Source organism: Pseudomonas sp. UYIF39 (assembly GCF_029963765.1).
Taxonomy (GTDB): Bacteria; Pseudomonadota; Gammaproteobacteria; order Pseudomonadales; family Pseudomonadaceae; genus Aquipseudomonas.
Genome location: NZ_JALBYU010000001.1, coordinates 249,738 through 273,347 on the forward strand (window position 1 = coordinate 249,738; position 23,610 = coordinate 273,347).

Below are 23,610 nucleotides of genomic sequence, written 5' to 3' on the forward strand. Positions count from 1 at the left end.
TCTGGCCGAGTGCGGCAGTTCTTAGGCTGTAAGGGTGCGATACAGGTCTTCAAGTATCGCGTCCCTTTCAAAACAGCTACAGGAACCGCGGGATGATTTATATGGCGCAATTGCGTATGCAGCTGGAGCGGAGCTTTTCGCCGTTGGCCTGTGACTGCACTGTTACGGGTGATCATTCACTGACGGTGAAGCTTTATCATCCGGTGTCGGGTCAGGTGGATCTGGTAGTCACTGGGTTGAGTGTGGTCAACCTCAGAACATCGGAGGCGGTGGCAGCGTTGATCGAAGAGCTGCGCTATGAACTCGAGAGCAACACGTTGCATCGTCGCGAGATGTCCTAGGAACTGTCGGGTTTTGCCGGCGGTCGTATAAAGAATACGAAAGTATTTTTTCTGTGACCGGTCCGCGGGTTCGCGGTGAAGCAGTTGGGTCGCGGAAATATGTCGATCACTTACCGCGAGTCAACCTATGAAAAGTCTTGGGAAACGCATTTTTGCAACACTGTCGTTCGCACTCTGGCTAGCGATTTTGGGTGGTTGTGCGAGTCCGCCACCGCCACCTCCCGCCGCACCGCCTCCACCGCCTGTGCGCACCTGCCAAACCACTGAAAACACCGATGTGCAAGGCGATATGAGGGCTGAGGGGCAGGTCACCCGGGACACGACGCTTACTCGTTGCGTCACTCAGTAAGCGTCCATCTACTCACGTTGAACCGCCAGCGGCGCTGTGCTGCTGGCGGGTTTCCGCGCGTTTCGCTCAGACGTCCTCGATCCTGACCCAACGCGATTCTTGCGCTGCCAGTCGAATGGCCGTCGCCAGGCGCTCGACTTCCCACGCCTGTTCGAAATCTGTTCCACCCTGAGATAAGCCTGCCAGCGCCATCACCAGATCATGGACTTCCAGTGTCTTGAGTTCGTTGTAGCCGAGCTGATGCCCTGACGCCGGACTGAACGCCGCATAACCCGGCAGATTCGGCCCTGCCAGCAAACGCTGGAAACCGTCCTGACCGGCACGAAACAGACGCAGTTCATTCAGGCGTTCCTGATCGAACACCAAAGTCCCTCGGGTGCCGCTGATTTCAAAGCTCAGGTGATTCTTGTAGCCGTGCTTGAGCCAACTGCTGCTGAACGTGCCCCGGGCGCCGTTGGCAAACCGCAACAAGGCGTGGACCTGATCGTCGACCGCGATACTGCGTTGTTCCGGGCTGCCAGCCGTGGCGGGTCGTTGCCGGTGCACGGTCTGGGTGTCGGCGCTCACTGCCTCGACATCGCCCACCAGATAGCGGGCCATGGCCAACAAGTGACTGCCCAGATCGGCCAGTGCGCCACCGGCATGATCGGCATCGCAACGCCAGGACCAGGGTGACGCGGGATCAGCCATGAAGTCTTCGCTGAATTCACCCTGGAAACTGATGATCTGACCCAAGTCGCCGTTTTCAATGAGTTGCCGGGCGAGTGCGATCATCGGGTTGTGCTGATAGTTGTAACCCACCCGCGTCACCACGCCTGCCGCTTTGGCCGCCAGTCGCATGGCGTCAGCCTGTTGCAGATTCACCGCCAACGGCTTTTCGCAATACACCGGTTTGCCGGCGGCGAGGGCGGCCATGGCCATGGGGTAGTGCAGGTGATTCGGCGTGGTGATGGCGATCAGATTGACCTTGGGGTCATCGATCAGTTGCTGCCAGTCGCTATGAGCGGTGTCGAAACCCCAGGCATCGGCGCAGTGGCGGGCACGCAGCGGATCAGCATCGGCCAGGGCGGCGAGTTTGAGCTTGAGGGGCAGTTCGAAAACCGCACTGACGTTGCGAAACGCCAAGGCATGGGCGCGGCCCATGAAACCTGTGCCGATGAGTCCGATACCGAGTTCGCGCATAGCCGGGGTCCTTTTGAAATTTTGTTTTCAGGAGGGGCTATTAATGGAATAAATATTCCTTATTTGCAAATGGTGGAATTAAAATTCTTTAGCGTGAGGGCAAAAAAGAAGGCAGCCCTGAGGCTGCCTTTTGTTCATCCGGTAAATCGGATCAGGACAAGAACCCACCATCCACATTCAACGAAACCCCAGTGGTGTAACTCGACGCATCGCTCGCCAGATACAACACCGCTCCCGCCATCTCACTCGGATCCGCCACACGCTTGAGCGGAATCTGCTGCAATGCGGTGTTCAAAATTGCCTCGTTTTTCACCAGCGCCGAAGCAAATTTGGTGTCGGTCAGGCCCGGCAGCAGGGCGTTGCAGCGGATGCCGAACTGCGCGCATTCCTTGGCGAACACTTTGGTCATGTTGATGACCGCCGCTTTGGTCACCGAGTAGATGCCCTGGAAGATCCCCGGCGAGATGCCGTTGATCGAGGCGACGTTGATGATGCTGCCTCCGCCGTTTTCGCGCATCAGTTTGCCGGCTTCCACCGACATGAAGAAGTAGCCACGGATGTTCACGTCGACGGTTTTCTGGAAGGCACTGAGGTCGGTGTCCAGTACGTTGCAGAACTGCGGGTTGGTCGCCGCGTTGTTGACCAGGATGTCCAGGCGCCCGAACTGTTCGCGGATGCCGGCGAAGACCTGGCTGATCTGCTCCATTTCACCGATATGGCAAGCCACGGCAGTGGCTTTGCCGCCGGCGGCGATGATCGCGTCAGCCACGTGCTGGCAGCCGTCGAGTTTGCGGCTCGAGACGATCACGTGGGCGCCTTGCTGGGCCAGCAGTTTGGCGATGGCTTCACCGATACCACGGCTGGCGCCAGACACGAATGCGATTTTGCCGTCGAGGTCGAACAACTGAGTCTTGGACATGGTTTTTCCTTGTTATTGGGCCAGTGGCGCGATCAGAGGCTGGATTTCTGGATGACCTGCAAGCTCATCTGCTCCAGCAGTTTGTTCATGTGAATGAACTGCGCGAAGCGTTTGTCCTGGGTCTGACCATGGAAGAAACGGTAGTAGATCTGCTGCACGATGCCGGCCAGGCGGAACAGGCCGTAGGTGTAGTAGAAGTCGAAGTTGTCGATCTGGATGCCTGAACGCTCGGCGTAGTAATCGACGAACTCGCGGCGGGTCAGCATGCCCGGTGCGTGGCTCGGCTGGCGACGCATCAACTGCACCGGTGCCGGGTCGTCGGCTTCGATCCAGTAGGCGAGGGTGTTGCCCAGGTCCATCAGCGGGTCGCCGAGGGTGGTCAGTTCCCAGTCGAGCACGCCGATGATGTCCATCGGGTTGTTCGGGTCGAGGATCACGTTGTCGAAGCGGTAATCGTTGTGGACGATGCTGGAGGTCGGGTGATCGGCCGGCATCCTGTCGTTGAGCCAGGCTTTGACCGCTTCCCACTTCGGCGCGTCCGGGGTCAGGGCTTTCTCGTAGCGATCGCTCCAGCCTTTGATTTGCCGCGCGACATAACCTTCGGGTTTGCCAAGATCGCCCAGGCCATAGGCCTTGTAGTCGACCCGGTGAAGCTCAACGAATTTGTCGATGAAGCTCTTGCACAGCGTTTCGGTTTTCGTCGAATCCAGACCCAGTTCCGGTGGCAGTTCGGAGCGCAGTATGATCCCCTTGACCCGTTCCATCACATAGAACTCGGCGCCGATCACCGATTCATCGGTGCAGTGCACGTAGGCTTTGGGGCAGTACGGAAATCCATCACGAAGCTGATTGAGGATGCGAAATTCGCGGCCCATGTCGTGGGCGGACTTGGCCTTGTGGCCAAAGGGCGGTCGACGCAGCACGAACTCCTGTTCGGGGTATTCCAGCAAGTAGGTGAGGTTCGACGCACCGCCGGGAAACTGGCTGATCTGCGGCAAACCACTGAGGCCCGGAATGTGGGCCTTGAGGTACGGATCGATCAGGCTGGCATCGAGTTCTTCGCCGGTGCGGATACGGGTGGACTGGTCAGTAAGCGCCATGCTTATCCCTTCTGCTTATTTTGGAGGCCTGAGACTATTGGCTAATCTAATGCGCGCACCCGCCACCCACAACCACGAAACGCCCTTATAGGTGAGCGTGTTGCCGGGCAATCATTGTTTTTGATACACCTGTTTGAATGGTGGTCAGATCATGCTCGTCGTCGATGGCAGAGCAATCGGGGTCAATACCGGATGGCCGGTGAAGAACGCCACCAGATTGCGACCTACCAGTTCCACGGTGCCTTGAGTGGCTTCCGGGGACAAACCGGCGACATGCGGGGTGAGGATCACATTGGCCAACGCCTTGAAGGCATTGGGTACTTGGGGTTCTGTGTCGAAGACATCCAGCGCAGCGCCGGCAATCCGGCGCTGCTCAAGCGAGCTGATCAGGTCTGCGGTGACGATAACACTCGCTCGGGCGATGTTGACGATGAATCCCTGGGGGCCCAAGGCGTCGAGTACTTGTCGGTTGATCAGGTGTTTGGTGCCCAGCCCGCCAGGGGTGGCGACGACCAAAAAGTCTGATTTTCGTGCCAGCTCCGTGGGCGTCGAGCAGAAGCTGTACGGCACATCACTGCGATGCTGGCGGTTGTGGTAACTGACCGTCATGTCGAAGCCGTGGGCGGCGCGTTTGGCGATGGCCATGCCGACCGCACCGAGACCCAGGATGCCCAGGCGCTTGCCGGCCAGGGACGGGCGCATGATTTTCGGCCACTCACCCCGGCGCACAGCGGCGTCGCAACGGGGAATGTCACGTACCAGAGACAGCAGCATCGCCATGGCATGGTCGGCGACTGAAGAGGCATTGACTCCGGCGCCATTGGTGACTGTTATGCCCCGGTTGGCGGCGGCTTGCAGGTCGACATGTTCGTAGCCGGCGCCGATCACGCAGATGATCTTGAGATGGGGCAGGTCGGCGATTTCGTCGGCATCCAGGCCCAATGGGCCGCGGGTCAGCACCGCATCGATCTGTGCGCCATGGCGTGTAATGGCATCGGCGCGCTCGGCAGGTGTGGGCGCCAGAATCAGATGAAAACCCTGATGTTCGAGAATCGGCAGGTAATCATTGATGGTTTCAACCAGTACCAGAACGGTTGCAGGCATGCTGGGCTCCTGTAAGCATCGGAAAGTCGGGGCTCGAAAGTTGCTTTAAAACGTTGCTTCAAATGGCTGATTGCGCAACGGTTTGGCATTTACCAAAGATAGCAGGCTTGTGGCTTTCGACCTCAGTGTAGGAGCGTTCCGTAGCGCTTACATATCCACGGTGTTCAACATCTTTGCGAATGCACCGTTCGGGAGAAACAACAAGGCCCCATCCATTGCGAACGGGGCCTTGGGTACGCTGCGCTGTGTTTATCTCAGCCAGACGGTGTTGCGGCCTTTTCAACGGGCGTGTCCGAGGTGAGAAACGTTCGGGCTGCGTCAAGAATTTCATCGGACAAGGCGTCACCTCGGGTTGCACGGGCCAGGGTCAGGGCGCCAACCATCAGTGAATAGTCCACCAACGCTTTTTGCCGATTGGTTTCGGGCTGATCCGCGCCCATCAATGGTGCCAGCATCTGCAGCAATGCTTCCAGCCCTTGGGTGTAGGTCTGGTGCAAACCGCTTTCAGCGGTTTCATGGCACATGTCGCCGGCAAACGCGGTCACCGGGCAGCTTTCGCCCGGATTATCGCGATTGGCCGCTGACAGGTAGGGGGCGATGATGCTCTCGCGGGCCGAGAGGCTGTCGTCATTAGCCTCTATTTTCTGCTTCCAGCGTTCCATCGATTGGGTGAACGCCCGGGTGCAGGCCTCTTTCGCGAGTGCTTCCTTGGATTCGAAGTGACCATAGAAGCCGCCATGGGTGAGGCCGGCCGCGCCCATCACATCGACGACACTGATCCCGTGCAGGCCGCGTTCGCGAAACAGACGCGTGGCGGCCTCAACGATGATCTCGCGGTTGAGTTCAGCTTGTTTGCGGGAGACTCGGGGCATTGTTGGCTCACAGGTTTTGCAACGTATAGATGACCGGCATCATAGGGAACTGCCGGTGCCGTGTCTTCCTGGCGGTGGGGTTCAGGGACTCTGTTTGACCGCCACTGTTGGCCCCGGCGTAGGGTTTTTCTTCCCGGATTGCAGGACATAGACCCCACCCAGAATCAGCAGCATCGCCAACAGGTCCAGGCTCTTGATCGGCTCGCCCACCAACAGCGTGCCAATCAGCAGCGCAATGACAGGGGGAATGTAAGTGACGCCCGAAGCAGCGAGGGCACCCAGTCGCTGCACGATGAAGTAATAAAGGATGTAGGCGATGCCGGTCCCGGCCAGGCCCAGGCCCAGGATCACACCCACCAGCGCCACGGGATCAGCAGAGATCCGTGCCATGCCGTGCATGTCGGTGATCAGTGTGATCAGCACCAGCGCCAAGCCGATCTGATAGGTCGAGAGCGCCAGCGGCGACAAGCCCAATGGCGTTATGAAGCGTCGGGCATAGACAAAGGAACAGCCCACGCTCAGCGAACCGGCGATCATGTACAGCACGCCGCTGACATCGACACCGGCCGCGAGGCTGTTCCACGGTCGGGCGATCAGAATCACCCCGACAAACCCCAGGAAAATGCCGAAAGCCGTGCGGGAATTCAACGGCTCTGCGCGCAGAAACAGCCACGCGGTGACGAAGGAAAACAGCGGGATCGCACCGCTGAGCATCCCGGCCACGCTGGATAAGAGCAACGAGGTGCCTTTGGCGAAGGCGTAGTAGTAAATCACCGTTGCCAGCAGTGCCATGACCAGAAAGTGGTGGCTATGACGCAGGTGCGACCAGATAAGGCTGCGGCGCAGGAGGGCGAAAATCAGAATCGGCAGGAACCCGAACAGCACCCGCAGAAAGACGATCTGTGTCGGTGAAATCCACGCTGCAGCCCACTTCATGAAGATGAAGTTGGTGCCCCAGATCAGGCCGAGCAATGCGAACGCGATATACGCGGCCTGTTTCATGGTTGGTCTCCCGGGGCCGTTGCAAAGGGCAAAGGCGTATCGAATGTTAGACCGCTCAAACAGCGTATTGAGCGATGCCGTTGCCAAACGACCAGTTCTCTTTCTTGACCTCCACCAGATTGATGAACACATCTTCCAGCCGCACCGCCAGTTCCGCGTTAAGGCTCTCGGCGATGGTTTTGTAGAGGAGTTTCTTCTGCTCGATAGTGCGGCCTTCGCTCAAGGTGATCTGAATCACCACCAGATTGTCGGTGCGATTGATGCCCAGGTAGCCGGGGTCAAAGATGAAATGCTGTTCATCGTGCTCGGCAAGAATCTGGAAGTTATCGTTTTCCGGCACGCCAATGGCGCTGTGCATGGCGGCGTAGATCAACTTCCCGACACGTTTGGCGTAAGTCGGGTCTTGATGCTTCTTGATATCGACGCGAACGAGTGGCATGAGAGGGCTCCGCAAGTAAGGGCTGCCGGTCAGCAGTCAGGATCGAAATTACATGACGCTAATCCTTTATTAAATAGATTTTTTAAAACATCTATTTAATAACGGGGGCCAGAGGATCTGATCCGCACAACCACTCCTCAGCTAAGTCTTTGCTTCTGCTCATTAATCCCGGACAATCGCGCCCCTGTTTCGGACAGGGCGCTGCCTGTCGGATTTTTCCGACTCGTCCTGACCGAGTAGCAACTGACCGGAATGCGGAGATCCCACCGGATGAATGATCAGGCCAATAGCGTCGACGAACGCTATGTATCGGCGACACCAGCGACGCTTTCAAGCTGGAATCGCCATGACACTACCTGGATGCTGGGCCTGTTTGGCACGGCCATTGGGGCTGGCACGCTGTTTTTGCCGATCAACGCGGGTCTGGGCGGCTTCTGGCCGTTGTTGGTCCTGGCGGTGTTGGCATTCCCTATGACGTTTTACGCACACCGTGGCCTGACACGCTTTGTGTTGTCCGGACGCGAAGGTGCGGACATCACTGAAGTCGTGGAAGAGCACTTCGGGATCAAGGCTGGCGCGCTGATCACCTTGCTGTACTTCTTCGCGATCTTCCCGATCCTGTTGATCTACAGCGTGGCCCTGACCAACACCGTGGGCAGTTTCCTCGAGCATCAACTGCACATCATGCCGCCACCACGTGCCGTGCTGTCGCTCGTGCTGATCCTCGGCCTGTTGGCGGTGGTACGTTGCGGCGAGCAGGCGATCATCAAGGCCATGAGCCTGATGGTTTATCCGTTCATTGTTGCGCTGCTGTTCCTCGCGGTGTTCCTGATTCCCCACTGGAACGGCGGCATTCTCGCCACCGCGTCGACGCTGCCAGAACCGTCAGCACTGCTGCACACGCTGTGGCTGGCGATTCCGGTGATGGTGTTCTCGTTCAACCATTCGCCGATCATCTCGGCGTTCGCGGTGGACCAGAAGCGTCGTTATGGCGATCACGCCGAAGAGCGTAGCTCGCAGATCCAGTCCCGCGCCCACGCCTTGATGGTGGTGATGGTGCTGTTCTTCGTGTTCAGTTGCGTGCTGACCCTGTCACCGGCGCAATTGGCGGAAGCCAAGGCGCAGAACCTGTCGATCCTGTCGTACCTGGCCAACCACTTCAGCAATCCGACCATCGCCTTCGCGGCACCGTTGATTGCGTTTGTGGCCATTTCCAAGTCGTTCCTGGGCCACTACATCGGCGCCAGCGAAGGTCTGAAAGGTCTGATCGTGAAGAGTGGCAAGCGCCCGGCACCGAAGACCCTGGATCGCATGACTGCCGCCTTCATGCTGGTAGTCTGCTGGATCGTTGCCACGCTGAACCCGAGCATTCTCGGGATGATCGAAACCCTGGGTGGCCCGATTATCGCCGCGATCCTGTTCCTGATGCCGATGTACGCGATCCGCAAGGTTCCGGCCATGGCGCGTTATCGCGGTCAGGCTTCCAACGTCTTCGTGACGGCGGTGGGCCTGGTGGCGATTTCAGCGTTGATCTATTCGCTGACTGCCTGACCAACACACCGATCATTCCCACTAGTGGGAAGGATCGGTGGAGGAAAAACGCCGCTCATCTCACGATGGGCGGCGTTTTTTATTGCGTTGGAAATGCTCAACACCTGACCCAGGACCGACATTCCTTGCGCTTAGCGATTAAGCTTGAGGTTGCATAAACGCGGCATAGAGCGTTTGCCGAGGACTTTCCCCGGCCAGTCTATCTTTCTCTGGAGACGCTTCATGGCTCGTGCCCACGGCGCATCGGCGCAACCCCGTGCCGACAGGCCAAACCGCTGGCTGGACGTATTGGCCGGGTTGTCGATTGCCGGTTTGTTATTGCCCGAGGCGGTCGCCTATTCAAGCATTGCCGCGTTACCGCCACAGGCGGGTGTCATTGCGTTATTTGCCGGTCTGCTGTGCTACGGGCTGTTCGGCACCAGTCGCTTTGCCATCGTTTCTGCTACGTCGTCTTCAGCGGCGGTACTGGCCGCCGCCACAGCCACGTTGGCCAATGGTGACTCGGGCCTGCGCATGTCCCTGGCGATTGGTCTGGTGCTGGTGACGGGTGGGTTTTTCCTGCTGGCCGGACTGTTCAAACTCGGCAGCGTGACGTCATTTATTGCCAAACCGGTGCTGCGAGGCTTTGCCTTTGGCCTGGCAGTGACGATCATCCTCAAACAAGTAGCGAGCATCGTCGATGTGCACTTGAGCAATGGCAACCTGATCCGTTTCGTGCCGCAACTGCTTGAGCAATTACCGCAGTGGAACCGGGTCGGCGCGCTTGTGGCGGCCGTGTCCTTGCTGGTGCTGTGGCTGTGCGCGCGGGTCAGGCGTTTGCCGGGCGGATTGCTGGTGGTGGCGCTCGGCATCGCAGCCGGCCAATGGCTGAACTTGCCAGCTTATGGGGTGAAACTGATCGGCGTGATTGATCTGAGCCTGGAAGTGCCTCGTCTTCCTGTGTTGCCGTTTGCCGACTGGTTGCGCCTGGGCGAATTGGCATTTGCCATGGTGATGATTCTATATGCCGAGTCTTACGGATCGATCACCTCGTTTGCGCTCAAGCACGGCGACCGGGTCTCCTCGAACCGCGATCTGCTGGCACTCGGCGCAGCCAATCTGCTGTCGGGCCTGTTCCACGGCATGCCGGCAGGCGCCGGTTACTCTGCGACGTCGGCCAATGAGGCGGCGGGAGCCGGCTCGCGTCTCGCGGGCGCGGTAGCGGCGGGGGTGGTGCTGCTCATCGTCTTGACGGTGTTGCCCTGGATTGCCCTGACCCCCGAGCCGGTGTTGGCGGCCATTGTCATTTACGCATTGGCGCGTGGCTTGAGCCTGCAGCCCTTGGGCCGGTATTTCGTCTGGCGTCGCGATCGTCTGCTGGTGATTTGCGCGGTGGCGGCAGTGCTGGTGTTGGGGGTGCTGGACGGTCTGTTGGTGGCGGTGGTGATCAGTGTGGTGCTGATGTTGAAACAGATGTCATCGGCGGATATTCAGGTGCTGGGGCAAATGGGCGGTGGCCATGATTTTGTCGACGTGCAACGCCATCCCCAGGCCAGTGAGATTCCCGGTGTGCTGATCGTCAGGCCGAGCGAGGCGCTGTTTTTTGCAAACGTGGAGCGGATTCTGGGCGGTGCACTGCGCCTGGCCCGGCATGCATCGCCGCCGATTCATACGATCATTCTCAGTCTGGAGGAGTCTCCCGACCTGGATGGCACCAGCATCGAGGCGCTGGAAGCGTTCTTTATGCAAGTGAGAGCCGAGGACAAGCTGCTGATTCTGGCGCGGCTCAAACACGAGGCTAAAGCGGTTCTCGCGCAGTTACCGGCGCAGGAGCTGGAGCAGGTGAGTCTTAGCGGTTTGAGCGTTGACGGAGCGGTGCAACAAGCACTCAAGTCATCCGCATAACCTGTGGGAGCGAGCTTGCTCGCGATAGCTGTATTACATTCAACATCAATGCTGAATGGCACACCGCCATCGCGAGCAAGCTCGCTCCCACAGGGTTTAGTGCAAACCTTGCAGGCATAAAAAAACGCCGCTCATCTCACGATGGGCGGCGTTTTTTATTGCGTTGCAGCGTTAGGCTTGAACGACCGGGATGTTGGCGTTCGCAGCAGCTTCACGGAACTCGGCGATCTGGTCGAAGGACAGGTAGCGGTAAACATCGGCGGCCATGCTGTCGATCTTGCCAGCGTATTCCATGTACTCCTCGACGGTCGGCAGGCGACCCAGGATGGAAGCAACAGACGCCAGCTCGGCCGAAGCCAGGTAGACGTTCGCGCCATCACCCAGACGGTTCGGGAAGTTACGGGTCGACGTCGACACAACAGTCGAGTTCGGCTCTACACGTGCCTGGTTGCCCATGCACAGCGAGCAGCCCGGCATTTCCATGCGCGCGCCGGCCTTGCCGTAGATGCCGTAGTAGCCTTCTTCGGTCAGCTGGTGAGCGTCCATTTTGGTCGGCGGCGACAGCCACAGACGAGTTGGAAGCTGACCTTTGACCTGCTCCAGCAACTTACCGGCAGCGCGGAAGTGGCCGATGTTGGTCATGCACGAACCGATGAACACTTCGTCGATCTTCTCGCCAGCAACGCTGGACAGCAGACGGGCGTCGTCCGGATCGTTTGGCGCGCAGAGCACAGGCTCTTTGATGTCGGCCAGGTCGATTTCGATGATTTCAGCGTATTCGGCGTCAGCATCGGCAACCATCAGCTCAGGGTTGGCGATCCAGGCTTCCATCGCTTGAGCACGACGTTCCAGGGTACGCGCATCGCCGTAGCCTTCGCCGATCATCCAGCGCAGCAGGGTGACGTTGGAGCTCAGGTACTCGGTGATCGACTCTTTCGACAGCTTGATGGTGCAACCGGCAGCCGAACGTTCGGCCGAGGCGTCGGACAGCTCGAAAGCTTGCTCGATGCTCAGGTTGTCCAGGCCTTCGATTTCCAGAATGCGGCCGGAGAAGGCGTTCTTCTTGCCTTTCTTCTCGACGGTCAGCAGGCCAGCCTGAATCGCGAAGTAAGGAATGGCGTGAACCAAGTCACGCAGGGTGACGCCTGGTTGCATTTTGCCTTTGAAGCGCACCAGGATCGATTCCGGCATGTCCAGCGGCATAACGCCAGTGGCTGCGGCAAACGCTACCAGACCGGAACCGGCCGGGAACGAAATGCCCATCGGGAAACGGGTGTGGGAGTCACCACCGGTACCGACGGTGTCCGGCAGCAGCATGCGGTTCAGCCAGCTGTGGATGATGCCGTCGCCCGGACGCAGGGAAACGCCGCCGCGGGTCATGATGAAGTCTGGCAGGGTGTGGTGGGTGGTCACGTCGATCGGCTTAGGGTAAGCCGCGGTGTGGCAGAAGGACTGCATTACCAGATCGGTCGAGAAGCCCAGGCACGCCAGGTCTTTCAGTTCGTCACGGGTCATAGGACCGGTGGTGTCCTGAGAACCTACGGTGGTCATTTTCGGTTCGCAGTAAGTACCTGGACGAACGCCTTTGCCTTCTGGCAGACCGCATGCCTTGCCGACCATTTTCTGTGCCAGGGTGAAGCCTTTGCCAGTGTCGACAGGTGCTTCAGGCAGTTTGAACAGGTCGGTAGGGCCCAGGCCCAATTCGGCACGGGCCTTGTCGGTCAGGCCGCGGCCGATGATCAGCGGGATACGGCCGCCAGCACGAACTTCGTCCAACAGCACCGGGGTCTTCATTTCGAAGGTGGTCAGGACTTCTTCAGTGCCGTGTTTGCAGACTTTGCCAGCATGCGGGTACAGGTCGATCACGTCGCCCATGTTCATGTTGGTAACGTCGAACTCGATTGGCAGTGCGCCGGCATCTTCCATGGTGTTGTAGAAGATTGGAGCGATTTTGTTGCCGAAGCAGAAACCGCCAGCACGCTTGTTCGGGATGAACGGAACGTCGTCGCCGAAGAACCACAGCACCGAGTTGGTAGCCGATTTACGCGACGAACCGGTACCGACCACGTCACCGACGTAGGCGATAGGGAAGCCTTGACCGCGCATTTCTTCGATCTGCTTCATCGGACCGGTGGCGCCCTGGACGTCAGGCACGATGCCTTCACGGGCCATTTTCAGCATGGCGAGGGCGTGCAGCGGGATGTCCGGACGGGACCAGGCATCAGGAGCAGGGGACAGGTCGTCAGTGTTGGTTTCGCCGGTAACCTTGAACACGCGCAGGCTGATCTTGTCGGCCAGGACTGGGCGGTTTTTGAACCACTCGCCGTCAGCCCAGGATTGCAGCACGCCTTTAGCGTGAACGTTGCCGTTCTTGGCTTTTTCAGCGACGTCGTGGAAAGCGTCGAACATCAGCAGGGTGTGCTTGAGTTCTTTGGCGGCGACTGGCGCCAGTTCGGCGTCGTCCAGCAGATTAACCAGGGTCACGATGTTGTAGCCGCCCTGCATGGTGCCGAGCAGTTCAACAGCGCGTTTCTTGTCGATCAGAGGGGATTTTGCTTCGCCTTTGGCGAGGGCAGACAGGAAACCGGCCTTGACATAGGCTGCTTCGTCCACACCTGGCGGAATGCGATTGGTGATCAGGTCAACGAGGAAAGCTTCTTCGCCAGCCGGGGGATTCTTCAGCAGCTCGACCAGGCCTGCAGTTTGTTCGGCGTTTAGCGGCTGGGGAACGATACCCAGTGCTGCACGCTCTTCGATATGTTTGCGGTAGGCTTCAAGCACAGTTATTACCCTCATCAGTGGTCCCAAATGGGTGTCCGGGACGCTCATCCCGAAATTGCCGTACTCATGCGCTGCGTGGCGTTGTGGGCCACTTAGCCAGAATTACCGACAATTCCTTACAGAAGCTGCTTTCAAAGTTTTACGCCTGCAGAACGGGGAGCTGATGAGGGTTGGCGTTGGGCTTTTCCCCGCTGGAAAAACCCTTCGCCAACACCGCTCTGAAGGAACGACTGTGCTCGTGACGCTTTGAAAACAGCTTCTAACGGACATTGGCGCCTTAAAAGGCTGGCTGATTCTACGGCAAAAAAAAATTAAAGGTAAGTTAGGCCCTCAAGATTGAGGGGTGATGAATGTTAGACAAAGGGCTAATATGCCGACCTGTTCTGCTTTCCCGTGCTCTGCCAACCTATGCCCAATCAGACCATCAAGACTCCTTGCGTCGGCCTTTGCTCCACTGTTTACGGTGATTTGGTGTGCCGTGGCTGCAAGCGTTTCCACCATGAAGTGATCAACTGGAATGGTTACAACGAGGAGGAGAAGCGCGCGGTGTGGCTGCGTCTTGAGCTGCTGCTGTCCCAGGTGATGGCCAGCAAGCTGGAGATTTTCGATCCCCAGCGCCTGCGTCTGCAGCTGGAGCAGCGCAAGATCCGCTTTGTGCCGCATCAGTCGGAATATTGCTGGGCGTATCAGTTGATCGCCCGGGGGGCGCGGGTCATCAATAACCTGGAAGCCTACGGGATGGTGCTGATGCCGGAGTTTCGCGACTGGAACCTGCCGGAACTGCGGGATGCCATTGATCGGGAGTTCTTTTTGCTCTCCGAGGCGCATTACCAGCGCTACATCGCGCCGGGGTTCCTCAAGGACGCCTTTGGCGGCTGATTTTTAAAGTCAAAAGATCTTGCTTAATGCTGGGTCACGATCTCTTCCAGATGATCCATGATCGTATCCGGCTTCAGCACCAGCACATCGCTCTCCACCGCATCCAGCACCACCTCCGCCGTATTCCCGATCAACGCCCCTGACAACCCGGACCGAGCCACGGTACCGATTACCGTCACCGCCGCCTGCAGCTTGTGGACCATGAACGGAATCAACACATCCGCGGGGCCTTCCTCGATATGCAGGTGCTCGTCATCGATGTCGAACTCGGCCTGAAACGATTTGCACTGTTCGCGATAGCGCGCCTCGATGGTTACGCTGAGCTGCAACGTCGGATCGGCCGCCGACAGCATCGGCGACGGATGGGCGCTGACCACGTGCAAATGGGCCTTGGCCAGGCTGGCAATGTCGTAACCGTGATCGACAATGCAAGAGTGCAAGGTGCGGTGTTCGCCATCGGTATTACCGACATCGATCGCCGCCAGAATGACGCCGCCAGCCCAGGGTTTTGAGGTTTTGACCAGCAGCACCGGCGTCGGGCAGTAACGCAGCAGTTTCCAGTCCGCCGGGGTCAGCAGGGCTTTTTTCAGCGGACTGTCGGGGTAATGCTGCTTGACCACCAGTCCGCAGCCTTCAGCCTGCTGCACATCGACAATGGTTTCGTGCAGGCTTTCGTTCCAGGCCTGCTCGGTGGTGACGCTGTAGCCGTCCTCGATTAGTGCAGCCTTGAGCACGCCCAACATGCCGCTGTGGTCATGTTTGCGGTCGCAGACCAGCAGATGCAGATGAGCCTGGGTCACGCCGGCAATCAGTTTGGCCCGTTTGAGCGCCAGGCTTTCCGAGTGTTCAGGTTCGAGGACCACCAGAATGCTGCGAATGGCTTGCATGATCGGGATCTCCATGAAGTAAAAAATACTGCGTTGGACAACTATAGTTGCTGGCTGGCCATTCGGGACTTGATGTATATCAACGGTCGCGACTGGTGGTCTGCCGGCAGGCCGGTATAATCGGCGCCCTTCGATTTGAACCTCTTATCCGTGAGCCCCATGATCCTTCCCGAAATTCACGAGTTCCTCGGCTGCCGCACCCCCGATGGCTGGGTTCAGGCCGCGCTGGCTGATCAGGAAACCCTGCTGATCGATCACAAAAACTGTGAATTCAAGGCCGCCAGTACCGCGTTGAGCCTGATCGCCAAGTACCACTCCCACGTCGATCTGATCAACCTGATGTCGCGTCTGGCCCGGGAAGAGTTGGTGCATCACGAACAGGTCATGCGCCTGATGAAAAAGCGCAAGATCGAGCTGCGTCAGCTATCCGCCGGGCGCTACGCATCAGGCCTGCGCAAAGTGGTGCGCAGCCACGAGCCGGTCAAACTGGTGGACACTCTGGTGGTCGGCGCCTTTATCGAAGCCCGTAGCTGCGAGCGTTTTGAAGCGCTGGTGCCGCATCTGGACGAGGAGCTGGGCAAGTTCTACTTCGGCCTGCTGAAGAGTGAGGCCCGGCATTTCCAGGGTTACCTGAAACTGGCCTACCAGTACGGAGACGCCAAGGACATCGCCCAGGTGATCGACAAGGTCCGCGCCGCCGAGCAAGAGCTGATCGAGTCGCCGGACGTGGAGTTTCGTTTCCACAGCGGTGTGCCAGCACGGGCTTAGCGGTTCAAACCCAGGCGCTCATGCCACTCGGCGATGGATTCTTCGGGATAAACGTCGAACTGCTGATCCCCAGGATGCGCCTCGACTTCCACCCACGGCGCTTTGGAACCGAGCATCAAATGCGTGTGTTCCGGCGGCACCGGCAGCGGTGTATCGATGGCAGAGGCAAACGGGTGAATCAGCTCCGGCCATTGCGGGGTGAACAGCCACAAACCTGAGCCACACAGAGAACAGAAGTGCCGCTCGGCGGTGCTGCTGTGGGCGCGTTTATCGCCTTCTTCCTTGAGTCGCGCGTGATAAATCGCAATGTGCTTGCGACCGCGCACCTTCAGGCTGCCTGCATCGCCACCCAGGTTGATCGCGTAGCCGCCACCGCCCTGGGTCTTGCGGCAGATTGAGCAGTAGCAGCGCTGATACGGATAGGGGTGGGCGCTGGTCAAACTGAACGACACCGCGCCGCAATGGCAGGAACCTTCGAGCTGCATGGGAACCTCCGACAGGGTATGAACCGATCCATGACAGCCTAGACCAACAAGTAAACGGTCCCACTGGACGCCCGCCGCAGGCCGGGTCAGCATGGGCGCCTTGAAATCGGGGCTCTATTCATGCGACGACTACCCTCCCTGGCGGCACTCAGAACCTTCGAATGCGCCGCCCGTCACGCCCATTTCGGCCGGGCGGCGGCGGAGTTGTGCGTCACCGACAGCGCGGTGAGCCATCAGATTCGCCAGCTCGAAGAGCAATTGGGCGTGACGTTGTTCATCCGTGAAGGCCGGCAAGTTCGCCCGACGATGGCCGCTGGCCGGCTGATGCAAAGCCTGCAGCAAGCCTTCGAGCTGATCGGCGACGCCTGCGATGAACTGCGTGACCCGTCATCGCTGGCAGTGTTGCGCCTGGCAGTTACCGCCGAGCTGGCGCAAAAGTGGTTGATGAGTCGCCTGACGGATTTTTACGCGCGCTATCCGCACATTACCTTGCACCTCTACGAACAACCGATCGACGCCACGGCGCCGGGCGAAGACATCGACCTGGCGATCACCTACGGCACCGGTCCGGTGGACAGCAGTGCGTACTTCGTCAGGCCCTTGCCGGCATTGCAGTTCTTCCCGGTGTGCAGCCCCGGCCTGTTCAACCAGGGCACGTTGAAAACCCCGAAGGATCTGGCCCGTCACTGCCTGCTGCACGACGATCAGGACGGCAAGACCTGGACTGCCTGGCTCACCAGCCATGCCGGCGATCAGCGTCCGGAACGGCAGTTGTATTTCGCCCACGCCGGTTTGGCGCTGGAAGCGGCGGCGCAAGGGCAGGGCGTGGCCATGGGCGATAACTTGACCGCGCAGGAGGATTTGCAAAGTGGTCGTCTGGTCCGGCCGTTCACCTCGAGCATGACTGCACTCGGCCAATATGCGCTGGTGTGTGAGCGGGTGCGGCTGGAGCGCCCGGCAGTGGCGCAGATGCTGGAATGGTTCAACGATCAGCTGATCGATTGATGAATTGAATTCAAGTATTCCGAAATAATCATCGTTGGCGAGGAGGGCGCCGGCGACCGTAGCCTGTGGTCATTCCAATCCCCGCTAATGAGGTTTGACCATGGCACGTCTGCTCGACTCCACCCCCAAACTCGATGGTTTCCGTTTGCCCGGCGAGTTCGAAACCAAGTCCGGTTGCTGGCTCGGCTGGCCGGAACGCACCGACGTCTGGCGCAATGGTGCCAAGCCTGCGCAGAAAGTCTGGGTGCAAATCGTCACCGCCATTGCCCAAAGCGAACCGGTCACCGTATGCGCCTCCGCCGCGCAGTTCGCCACCGCTCGCCGCCAATTGCCACCTCAAGTGCGGGTGGTGGAAATGACCTGCAACGACACCTGGTTTCGCGACAGCGGCCCGTGCTTTGTGGTCAACGACGACAGCGGTGAGGTGCGCGGCGTGGACTTCGAGTTCAACGCTTACGGCGGCCTCGACGGCGGCTTGTACTACCCGTGGGACAAGGACGATCAGATCGCCAGTAAAATCCTCGAAATCGAAGGGTTCGACCGCTACCGCGCGCCGCTGATTGCCGAACTGGGCGGTATCCAGAGTGACGGCCAGGGCAGCGTTCTCACCACCGAACAGTGCCTGCTCAACCGCAATCGCAACCAGCATTTGGGCAAGGAAGAAGTCACCCGGCGATTGACCGATTACCTCGGCGCCGAGCAAATCATCTGGCTGCCACGGGGCTGCAAATTCGACGAAACCGACGGCCATGTCGACGATCTCGCCTGCTTCGTGCGCCCCGGTGAAGTGGTGCTGCAATGGACCGATAATCGCGATGATCCGCAATGGGAAATCTACCAGGAGGCCTACGACATTCTGCGCAGCACCCGCGACAGTCGTGGCCGCGAGCTGAAAGTGCACAAGCTGCCGCAACCGGATGTGCTGGAATGGACCGCCGAGGAAGCCGAAGGCCTGGATCAGCAAGACAGCACGCACACCCGTCAGGCCGGGACGAAAATCTGCGCGTCGTATATCAACTATTACGCCGGCAATTCCTCAATCGTGGTGCCGCTGTTTGGCGATCGCCATGATCAGGCGGCGCAAGCGACCCTCGCCGAACTGTTCCCGCAACACAAAATCGTCGGTATCGAAAACTCCCGGGAAATCCTCCTCGGCGGCGGGAACGTCGCGTGCATCACCATGCCGCAGTACGCAGGCAGTGCCTGCAACAAAAAGGGAGTTTGAACAATGGGCCTGCACAAACTGACTCACGCGTTATTGCTGGTGCTTGCACCCTTGTGTGTGCAGGCCGCCGACACCGCCAAACCGGTGGTCAATCTGTACATCTGGGGCGAGTACCTGGCCCCGGACACCCTGACCAATTTCGAGAAGAAAACCGGCATACATGTGGTGGCTGATCACTTCGACTCCCTGGAAACCGTCGAGACCAAACTGCTCACCGGACGTAGCGGCTATGACCTGGTGCTGACCGCCGGCCAGCATTTGTCCCGAGCGATCCAGAGCGGTGCGATTCAAACGCTAAACCCGCAACAGTTGCCGCATTTTGCCGGCGTGGGTGACGAGTTCCGCCAGCACATGGCGGTGTTCGACCCGGGCAATCGATACGCCGGGATCTACGCTTGGGGCACCACTGGCGTCGGCTATCAGGAAGAGGCAATCAAGCAGCGCCTGCCCGACGCTCCACGGGACAGTTGGGCGATGCTGTTCGACCCGAAAGTGGTCTCGAAATTTGCCGATTGCGGGGTGAGTTTGCTCAACGATCCCAACGAAGTGTTCGCCGCGGTCATGAAGTACATGGGGCTGGACATCAACCGCCAGAACCTCGATGACCTGAAACGGGCCGAACAGCAACTGGCCAAGATTCGGCCCTATATCCGCTACTTCGACAATGACCTGAACATCAGCGACCTCGCCAATGGCAACACCTGCGTCGCGATGTCATGGAACGGCAACGTGGCCATCGCCGCCGGACAGGCCGAGGCTGCGAACAAGCCGTTCACGCTGAGTTATCGGATACCGAAGGAGGGCACGTTGATCTGGTTCGACGCGATGGTCATTCCCAAGGATGCGCCCCACCCGCAGGCGGGACTGGCCTTGATGGATTATCTGATGACGCCGGAGGTGATTGCGCCGATCACTGACACCATCCATTACGCCAATGCCATTACAGCGGCGGACGGCTTGATTGATCCGGCGATTCGCAATGACCCGGGGACGTATCCGTCGGCCGAGGTGAGGGCTTCGTTGTATAGCAAGAATGACAATGGCAAGGCGTTTAACCGGGCTTTGATTCGGGCGTTCAGTCGGTTGAAGTCGGGGCTATGACTGGAACAGGCGGCTTTGGAACACGCCACAAATACCACGCCGCCACCGTCCGAAACGGACGCCATCCCAGCCCGATCTCAATCATCTGCTTGCGATTGGGCTGCACCTCCAACCCCTTCATCCGCCGATACCCTTCACGCACGCCAAAGTCATCGGCCGGCAAAATATCCGGCCGTTCCAGGCTGTAGATCAGCAACATCTCTACCGTCCAGCGCCCAACCCCACGCAGCGTGATCAAGCGCTCGATCAAGGCTTCATCATCCATCGCCAGTGCCGTGGCGTAATCCGGCACCACACCGTCCAGCGCCGCTTGGGCAATGCCCTGAATGGTCGCGATCTTGCTGGCGGAAAAGCCGCAACTGCGCAGTTGATCGAACTCAGTCGCGACTATCTGCTCAGGCCTCGGGAACGCGCCCGTCCCAAACAATGCCAGCAGCCGACCGACAATCGCATCCCCGGCCTTCGCATGCAGTTGCTGGTAGGCAATCGCCCGCACCAGCGACTCATAAGGATCGCGAGCCGCATGGGGCTGATGCAGGCAAGGGCCGATGGCGGCGATGTGGCGGCGCCAGTCCTCATCGATGGACGATAGAAACTCGGTGGCGGGCAGATAGGCGTCGGGCATGGGGTCAAGCTTTCCCGGACGGCGCCAACAGGGCGTTCACTTCGCCATAGGTGAAGGCCTTCAGTTCACGGCTGTCGAGTGTCCCTGTTTCCAGAAAGCTCTTGGCCAGTGCGCTCATGGCGCCATAAAGAAACTCGGCGATGCGTGAACCCGCGCTCAAACGGCGTACGCCGAGCGCTTTCAGCTCTTCAGGCGATGGCAATCCGGGGAGCCCGAGCACGTTCACCGGCAGCGTGGTGCCCAGGCACAGCGCAGCGATTTCGTACTCAGCCGTGACGCCAGCCGCGAACAACCCATCGGCACCGGCCGCCTGATACAACGCGGCGCGCTTGAGCGTCTCGGCTACACGGTCTTCGGCGGGCACCATGCTCTTGAGGTACACATCGGTCCGGGCATTGATGAATAGCTTCACGCCGCGACGTTCGGCCACCTGACGAGCGACTTCGATCTTGCGCACCAACAGCTCGGGCGGGGAAGCACCGTCCTCGATGTTGATCCCCACCGCGCCGGCCGCGATGACGGCATCAATCACTTGGGCCACCCGCGTCAGGTCATCGGAGTAGCCGGCCTCGATGTCCACGGTCAACGGCACCGAGATCACCCGGGCGATGGACTCGACCGTTGATATCAGGCGCTCAAGGGGCAGGGCGTTGCCGTCCGGATAACCGTGAGCCCAGGCGACTGCCGCGCTGCTGGTGGCGACGGCTTTACAACCCAACTGTTCCACGATGCGCGCCCCGGCGGCATCGCCGACGTTGGTGAGGATCAGCAAGCCGTCGTGGTGGAACTGATGAAATTGATTGTCGAGCGTGTCCATCGAATGCCCTTCCTTATGACTTTTGAGAAACCTGCAAGTAATCAGAATGCGAGTTGTTGCGTGATCTGCACCGCCGCTGTTTCCAGCCTGAGCAAGAACGCCTTGCGCGGTTGTCCTCCACCATAGCCGGTCAGCGAGCCGTCGGCGCCGATCACCCGGTGACAGGGCACGACAATCGAAAGACGGTTATGCCCGTTGGCCAGGCCTACGGCGCGACTGGCGCCGGGCTTGCCCAATAACGCCGCAATCGCGCCGTAGGTGCTGGTCTGGCCGTACGGGATCTTCGCCAGTTCGGCCCAGACCTGTCGGGCGAAATCGCTGCCAGGCAAGTGTAGTGGAACGTTGAAGTCAGTGAGTTTGCCGGCGAAATACTGCGTCAGCTCGGCTTCAATCTGCTGCAAGTGCGCGTTATGTCCTGGCGCTACCGCATAGCCGTATCGATTCTGCAATGCTTCGACTTCCCTGGTCAGCGCTGGCCGATCAAGAAACTCCAGCAGCACCAGCCCGCGTCGTTCGGCCATGGCGATCATCGGCCCCAACGGTGTGGTCAGGCGAGTGAACAGCAGCGGCTCGCTGTTGGCGGCACGGCCGGGCGTGATGTTGAAGGACTTTTGAAACGCATCGCGAAACCCGCTCAGGGACTCGTAGCCCGAATCGAATGCGGCGTTGTCGATGGAGTCGCCCTGTTTGATCCCGCCCAACGCCATGCCGAGGCGTCGGGTGCGCAGCCAGGCGTGAAAGGTCATGCCGAAATGCTGCTTGAACCAGCGGCGCAGTTTCAGCGGCTCGATGCCCTCGGCCAGCAGTTGGGCATCGGTCCAGCGCTGGTCAGAATCGGTGTCTACCGATTTGAGCAGCCGCTGCACCCAGTCCGGTGCAATGGCCGCCGCGTCCAGCGGTTTGCAGCGCAAACAGGCGCGATAGCCCGCGGACATGCACTCATCGGCATGGGCGAAGAACTCGACGTTCTCCGGTTTCGGCTTGCGCGCCGTGCAACTGGGGCGACAGAAGATGCCGGTGGTTTTGACCGCGGTAAAGAACACCCCCTCGTAGGCGGTGTCTCGTTCGAGCATGGCGCGAACCATCTCGGCGTGGGGCGGAAGCAAAGCGTTTTGTAGGTTCATGAGGTGAGCATAAGACGCGTCGCCCAACGCCTCCACCGCAAAATCGACAGAGAATTCCAGTCATTCGTCATGAGGATTGTTTAATGCTTATGTCGGTGATGGATGTCCGGAAAATGTGGATGGCTGTGGTGCAGCGGCGTGTGTTGATGTTCGTGACTGTGGGGCTCGGTACCGTCCCACTGGAACGAATGTTCATGTTGATGGTGCTCGTCATGCACGTGGCGATGACCATGCTTGAGCGCCTCATGTTGATGCTCATGGGCATGACTTTCCTTGAGGTGAATCCAGACTCCAAGGCCCATTAACAGTGAAGCGGCCCAAAACGTCAGCGTGACGGGTTCACCCAGCAGCAGGATGGCGATTGCCGCGCCGAGGAAAGGCGCCGTGGAAAAGTAAGCGCCGGTACGCGCAGTGCCCAGACCACGAAGTGCCAGAATGAACAACACCAGGCTGATGCCATACCCCAGGAAACCGACGATCAACGTAGGCCCCAGAACCATCATGTGCGGCAGTGTTGCGCCGAGCAACAGCGCCAGAGAACAGTTCACCACCCCGGAGACCAACCCCTTGATGCCGGCAATAAACAGCGCATCCGAAGCCGACACCTTGCGCGTCAGGTTGTTATCGATCGCCCAGCAGACGCAGGCCAGCGCTACCGCCAACGGTCCGATCCAGCCCTGTGACTGCGCCGGGTTCTGGGGCCAGGCCAGTAACAAGCCACCGGCGACGATTGCCAGCATTCCGGCGACGATGCGTCGGTCAGCGTTCTCCTTGAATACCACCCAGGCCAGCACGGCGGTCAATACCGATTCGAGGTTGAGCATCAACGAGGCCGTGGCGCCGGAGGTCAGGGTCAAACCGAACATCAGCGCCACTGGCCCGAGCACGCCGCCAAACGCGATGGCACCGATCAGCCAGGGCCACTCTGACGATTTCAGTCCGCTGGACTGCCAGCCCCGGTCACGCAACAGTCTGATGAGTGTCAGGCCCAGTCCGCTGCCCAGGTACAACAGCCCGGCCAGCAGGACCGGCGAAAGGTTCAGGCCCAGCAATTTGGCCAATGGCGTACTCGCGCCAAAAAGAGCGGCAGCGCCAAGGGCGTAGACAATGTTCAGGTTCATTCACGGCTCGTGGGATATTGATACGGGTTGTAACGCAGTGTGAACCTGT

General features: G+C 59.3%; 22 protein-coding genes. 8 read left to right on the forward strand and 14 right to left on the reverse strand.

All coding sequences use genetic code 11. The features are described from left to right. Positions 1–92 precede the first annotated feature (92 nt). Positions 93–341: a DUF1652 domain-containing protein gene (locus MO767_RS01290; RefSeq protein WP_282479061.1), complete on the forward strand. Its 249-nt coding sequence runs from the start codon at positions 93–95 to the stop codon at positions 339–341. Positions 342–756: 415 nt separating this feature from the next. Here the strand turns inward: MO767_RS01290 and MO767_RS01295 are convergent, their stop codons facing one another. The 7 genes from MO767_RS01295 to MO767_RS01325 form a co-directional block, all read right to left on the reverse strand. Next, on the reverse strand, positions 757–1,872 hold the full coding sequence (locus MO767_RS01295) for a Gfo/Idh/MocA family oxidoreductase (RefSeq protein ID WP_282479062.1): 1,116 nt from the start codon (positions 1,870–1,872) through the stop codon (positions 757–759). 151 nt (positions 1,873–2,023) lie between these two features. Then, positions 2,024–2,791, reverse strand: a complete 768-nt coding sequence (locus MO767_RS01300) for an SDR family oxidoreductase (RefSeq protein WP_008149805.1) — start codon at positions 2,789–2,791, stop codon at positions 2,024–2,026. Between the two features lie 32 nt (positions 2,792–2,823). Further along, the gene (locus MO767_RS01305; protein ID WP_282479063.1) at positions 2,824–3,891 is read right to left on the reverse strand and encodes a phosphotransferase family protein; all 1,068 of its coding nucleotides are present in this window, start codon (positions 3,889–3,891) and stop codon (positions 2,824–2,826) included. A 144-nt stretch (positions 3,892–4,035) separates the two neighbouring features. Continuing rightward, positions 4,036–4,995, reverse strand: coding sequence for a 2-hydroxyacid dehydrogenase (locus MO767_RS01310; protein WP_282479064.1), 960 nt, complete (start codon positions 4,993–4,995; stop codon positions 4,036–4,038). Between the two features lie 254 nt (positions 4,996–5,249). After that, the gene (locus MO767_RS01315; RefSeq protein WP_282479065.1) at positions 5,250–5,867 is read right to left on the reverse strand and encodes a TetR/AcrR family transcriptional regulator; all 618 of its coding nucleotides are present in this window, start codon (positions 5,865–5,867) and stop codon (positions 5,250–5,252) included. 81 nt (positions 5,868–5,948) lie between these two features. Next, positions 5,949–6,869, reverse strand: a complete 921-nt coding sequence (locus tag MO767_RS01320; protein WP_282479066.1) for a DMT family transporter — start codon at positions 6,867–6,869, stop codon at positions 5,949–5,951. 55 nt (positions 6,870–6,924) lie between these two features. After that, the gene (locus tag MO767_RS01325) at positions 6,925–7,308 is read right to left on the reverse strand and encodes a tautomerase family protein (RefSeq protein WP_282479067.1); all 384 of its coding nucleotides are present in this window, start codon (positions 7,306–7,308) and stop codon (positions 6,925–6,927) included. Positions 7,309–7,578: 270 nt separating this feature from the next. Between MO767_RS01325 and MO767_RS01330 the strand changes: the two genes are divergently transcribed. Beyond that, the gene (locus MO767_RS01330) at positions 7,579–8,859 is read left to right on the forward strand and encodes a serine/threonine transporter (RefSeq protein ID WP_282479068.1); all 1,281 of its coding nucleotides are present in this window, start codon (positions 7,579–7,581) and stop codon (positions 8,857–8,859) included. A gap of 222 nt (positions 8,860–9,081) precedes the next feature. Then, positions 9,082–10,743 carry a SulP family inorganic anion transporter gene (locus tag MO767_RS01335; RefSeq protein ID WP_282479069.1) on the forward strand — a complete coding sequence of 554 codons (1,662 nt, stop codon included), beginning with the start codon at positions 9,082–9,084 and terminating at the stop codon, positions 10,741–10,743. Between the two features lie 171 nt (positions 10,744–10,914). Here MO767_RS01335 and acnB read toward each other — a convergent pair whose 3' ends face one another. Then, positions 10,915–13,524, reverse strand: a complete 2,610-nt coding sequence (gene acnB / locus MO767_RS01340) for a bifunctional aconitate hydratase 2/2-methylisocitrate dehydratase (protein WP_282479340.1) — start codon at positions 13,522–13,524, stop codon at positions 10,915–10,917. A 408-nt stretch (positions 13,525–13,932) separates the two neighbouring features. On the opposite strand from acnB, the gene MO767_RS01345 reads away from it, so the two are divergent. Beyond that, positions 13,933–14,403, forward strand: a complete 471-nt coding sequence (locus MO767_RS01345; RefSeq protein WP_123364374.1) for a DUF1289 domain-containing protein — start codon at positions 13,933–13,935, stop codon at positions 14,401–14,403. A gap of 23 nt (positions 14,404–14,426) precedes the next feature. Here the strand turns inward: MO767_RS01345 and MO767_RS01350 are convergent, their stop codons facing one another. Next, positions 14,427–15,290 (reverse strand): universal stress protein, encoded by an 864-nt coding sequence (locus MO767_RS01350; protein ID WP_282479070.1) that lies wholly within the window; start codon positions 15,288–15,290, stop codon positions 14,427–14,429. Between the two features lie 159 nt (positions 15,291–15,449). Between MO767_RS01350 and miaE the strand changes: the two genes are divergently transcribed. Beyond that, a complete protein-coding gene (miaE, locus tag MO767_RS01355) occupies positions 15,450–16,058 on the forward strand; it encodes a tRNA isopentenyl-2-thiomethyl-A-37 hydroxylase MiaE (protein WP_282479071.1) in 609 nt (202 codons plus the stop codon). On the opposite strand, the gene MO767_RS01360 is transcribed toward miaE, so the two are convergent. Further along, complete coding sequence (locus MO767_RS01360) at positions 16,055–16,543, reverse strand: GFA family protein (RefSeq protein WP_282479072.1); 489 nt, start codon at positions 16,541–16,543, stop codon at positions 16,055–16,057. The two genes, miaE and MO767_RS01360, sit on opposite strands and share 4 nt — an antisense overlap. A 120-nt stretch (positions 16,544–16,663) precedes the next feature. On the opposite strand from MO767_RS01360, the gene MO767_RS01365 reads away from it, so the two are divergent. From MO767_RS01365 to MO767_RS01375, 3 genes are all read left to right on the forward strand, one after another. Continuing rightward, positions 16,664–17,548 (forward strand): LysR substrate-binding domain-containing protein, encoded by an 885-nt coding sequence (locus MO767_RS01365; RefSeq protein ID WP_282479073.1) that lies wholly within the window; start codon positions 16,664–16,666, stop codon positions 17,546–17,548. A 100-nt stretch (positions 17,549–17,648) separates the two neighbouring features. Continuing rightward, entirely contained in the window at positions 17,649–18,773 is a 1,125-nt protein-coding gene (aguA, locus tag MO767_RS01370) for an agmatine deiminase (RefSeq protein WP_282479074.1), read from the forward strand. A gap of 3 nt (positions 18,774–18,776) precedes the next feature. Then, on the forward strand, positions 18,777–19,874 hold the full coding sequence (locus MO767_RS01375) for an extracellular solute-binding protein (RefSeq protein WP_282479075.1): 1,098 nt from the start codon (positions 18,777–18,779) through the stop codon (positions 19,872–19,874). Here the strand turns inward: MO767_RS01375 and MO767_RS01380 are convergent. From MO767_RS01380 to MO767_RS01395, 4 genes are all read right to left on the reverse strand, one after another. Next, positions 19,849–20,499: a DNA-3-methyladenine glycosylase gene (locus tag MO767_RS01380; RefSeq protein WP_282479076.1), complete on the reverse strand. Its 651-nt coding sequence runs from the start codon at positions 20,497–20,499 to the stop codon at positions 19,849–19,851. The two genes, MO767_RS01375 and MO767_RS01380, sit on opposite strands and share 26 nt — an antisense overlap. A 4-nt stretch (positions 20,500–20,503) precedes the next feature. Next, positions 20,504–21,316: an isocitrate lyase/phosphoenolpyruvate mutase family protein gene (locus MO767_RS01385; RefSeq protein WP_282479077.1), complete on the reverse strand. Its 813-nt coding sequence runs from the start codon at positions 21,314–21,316 to the stop codon at positions 20,504–20,506. Positions 21,317–21,357: 41 nt separating this feature from the next. After that, the gene (locus MO767_RS01390) at positions 21,358–22,440 is read right to left on the reverse strand and encodes a bifunctional transcriptional activator/DNA repair protein Ada (RefSeq protein ID WP_282479078.1); all 1,083 of its coding nucleotides are present in this window, start codon (positions 22,438–22,440) and stop codon (positions 21,358–21,360) included. 80 nt (positions 22,441–22,520) lie between these two features. Beyond that, positions 22,521–23,561 carry a DMT family transporter gene (locus MO767_RS01395; RefSeq protein WP_282479079.1) on the reverse strand — a complete coding sequence of 347 codons (1,041 nt, stop codon included), beginning with the start codon at positions 23,559–23,561 and terminating at the stop codon, positions 22,521–22,523. Positions 23,562–23,610 lie beyond the last annotated feature (49 nt).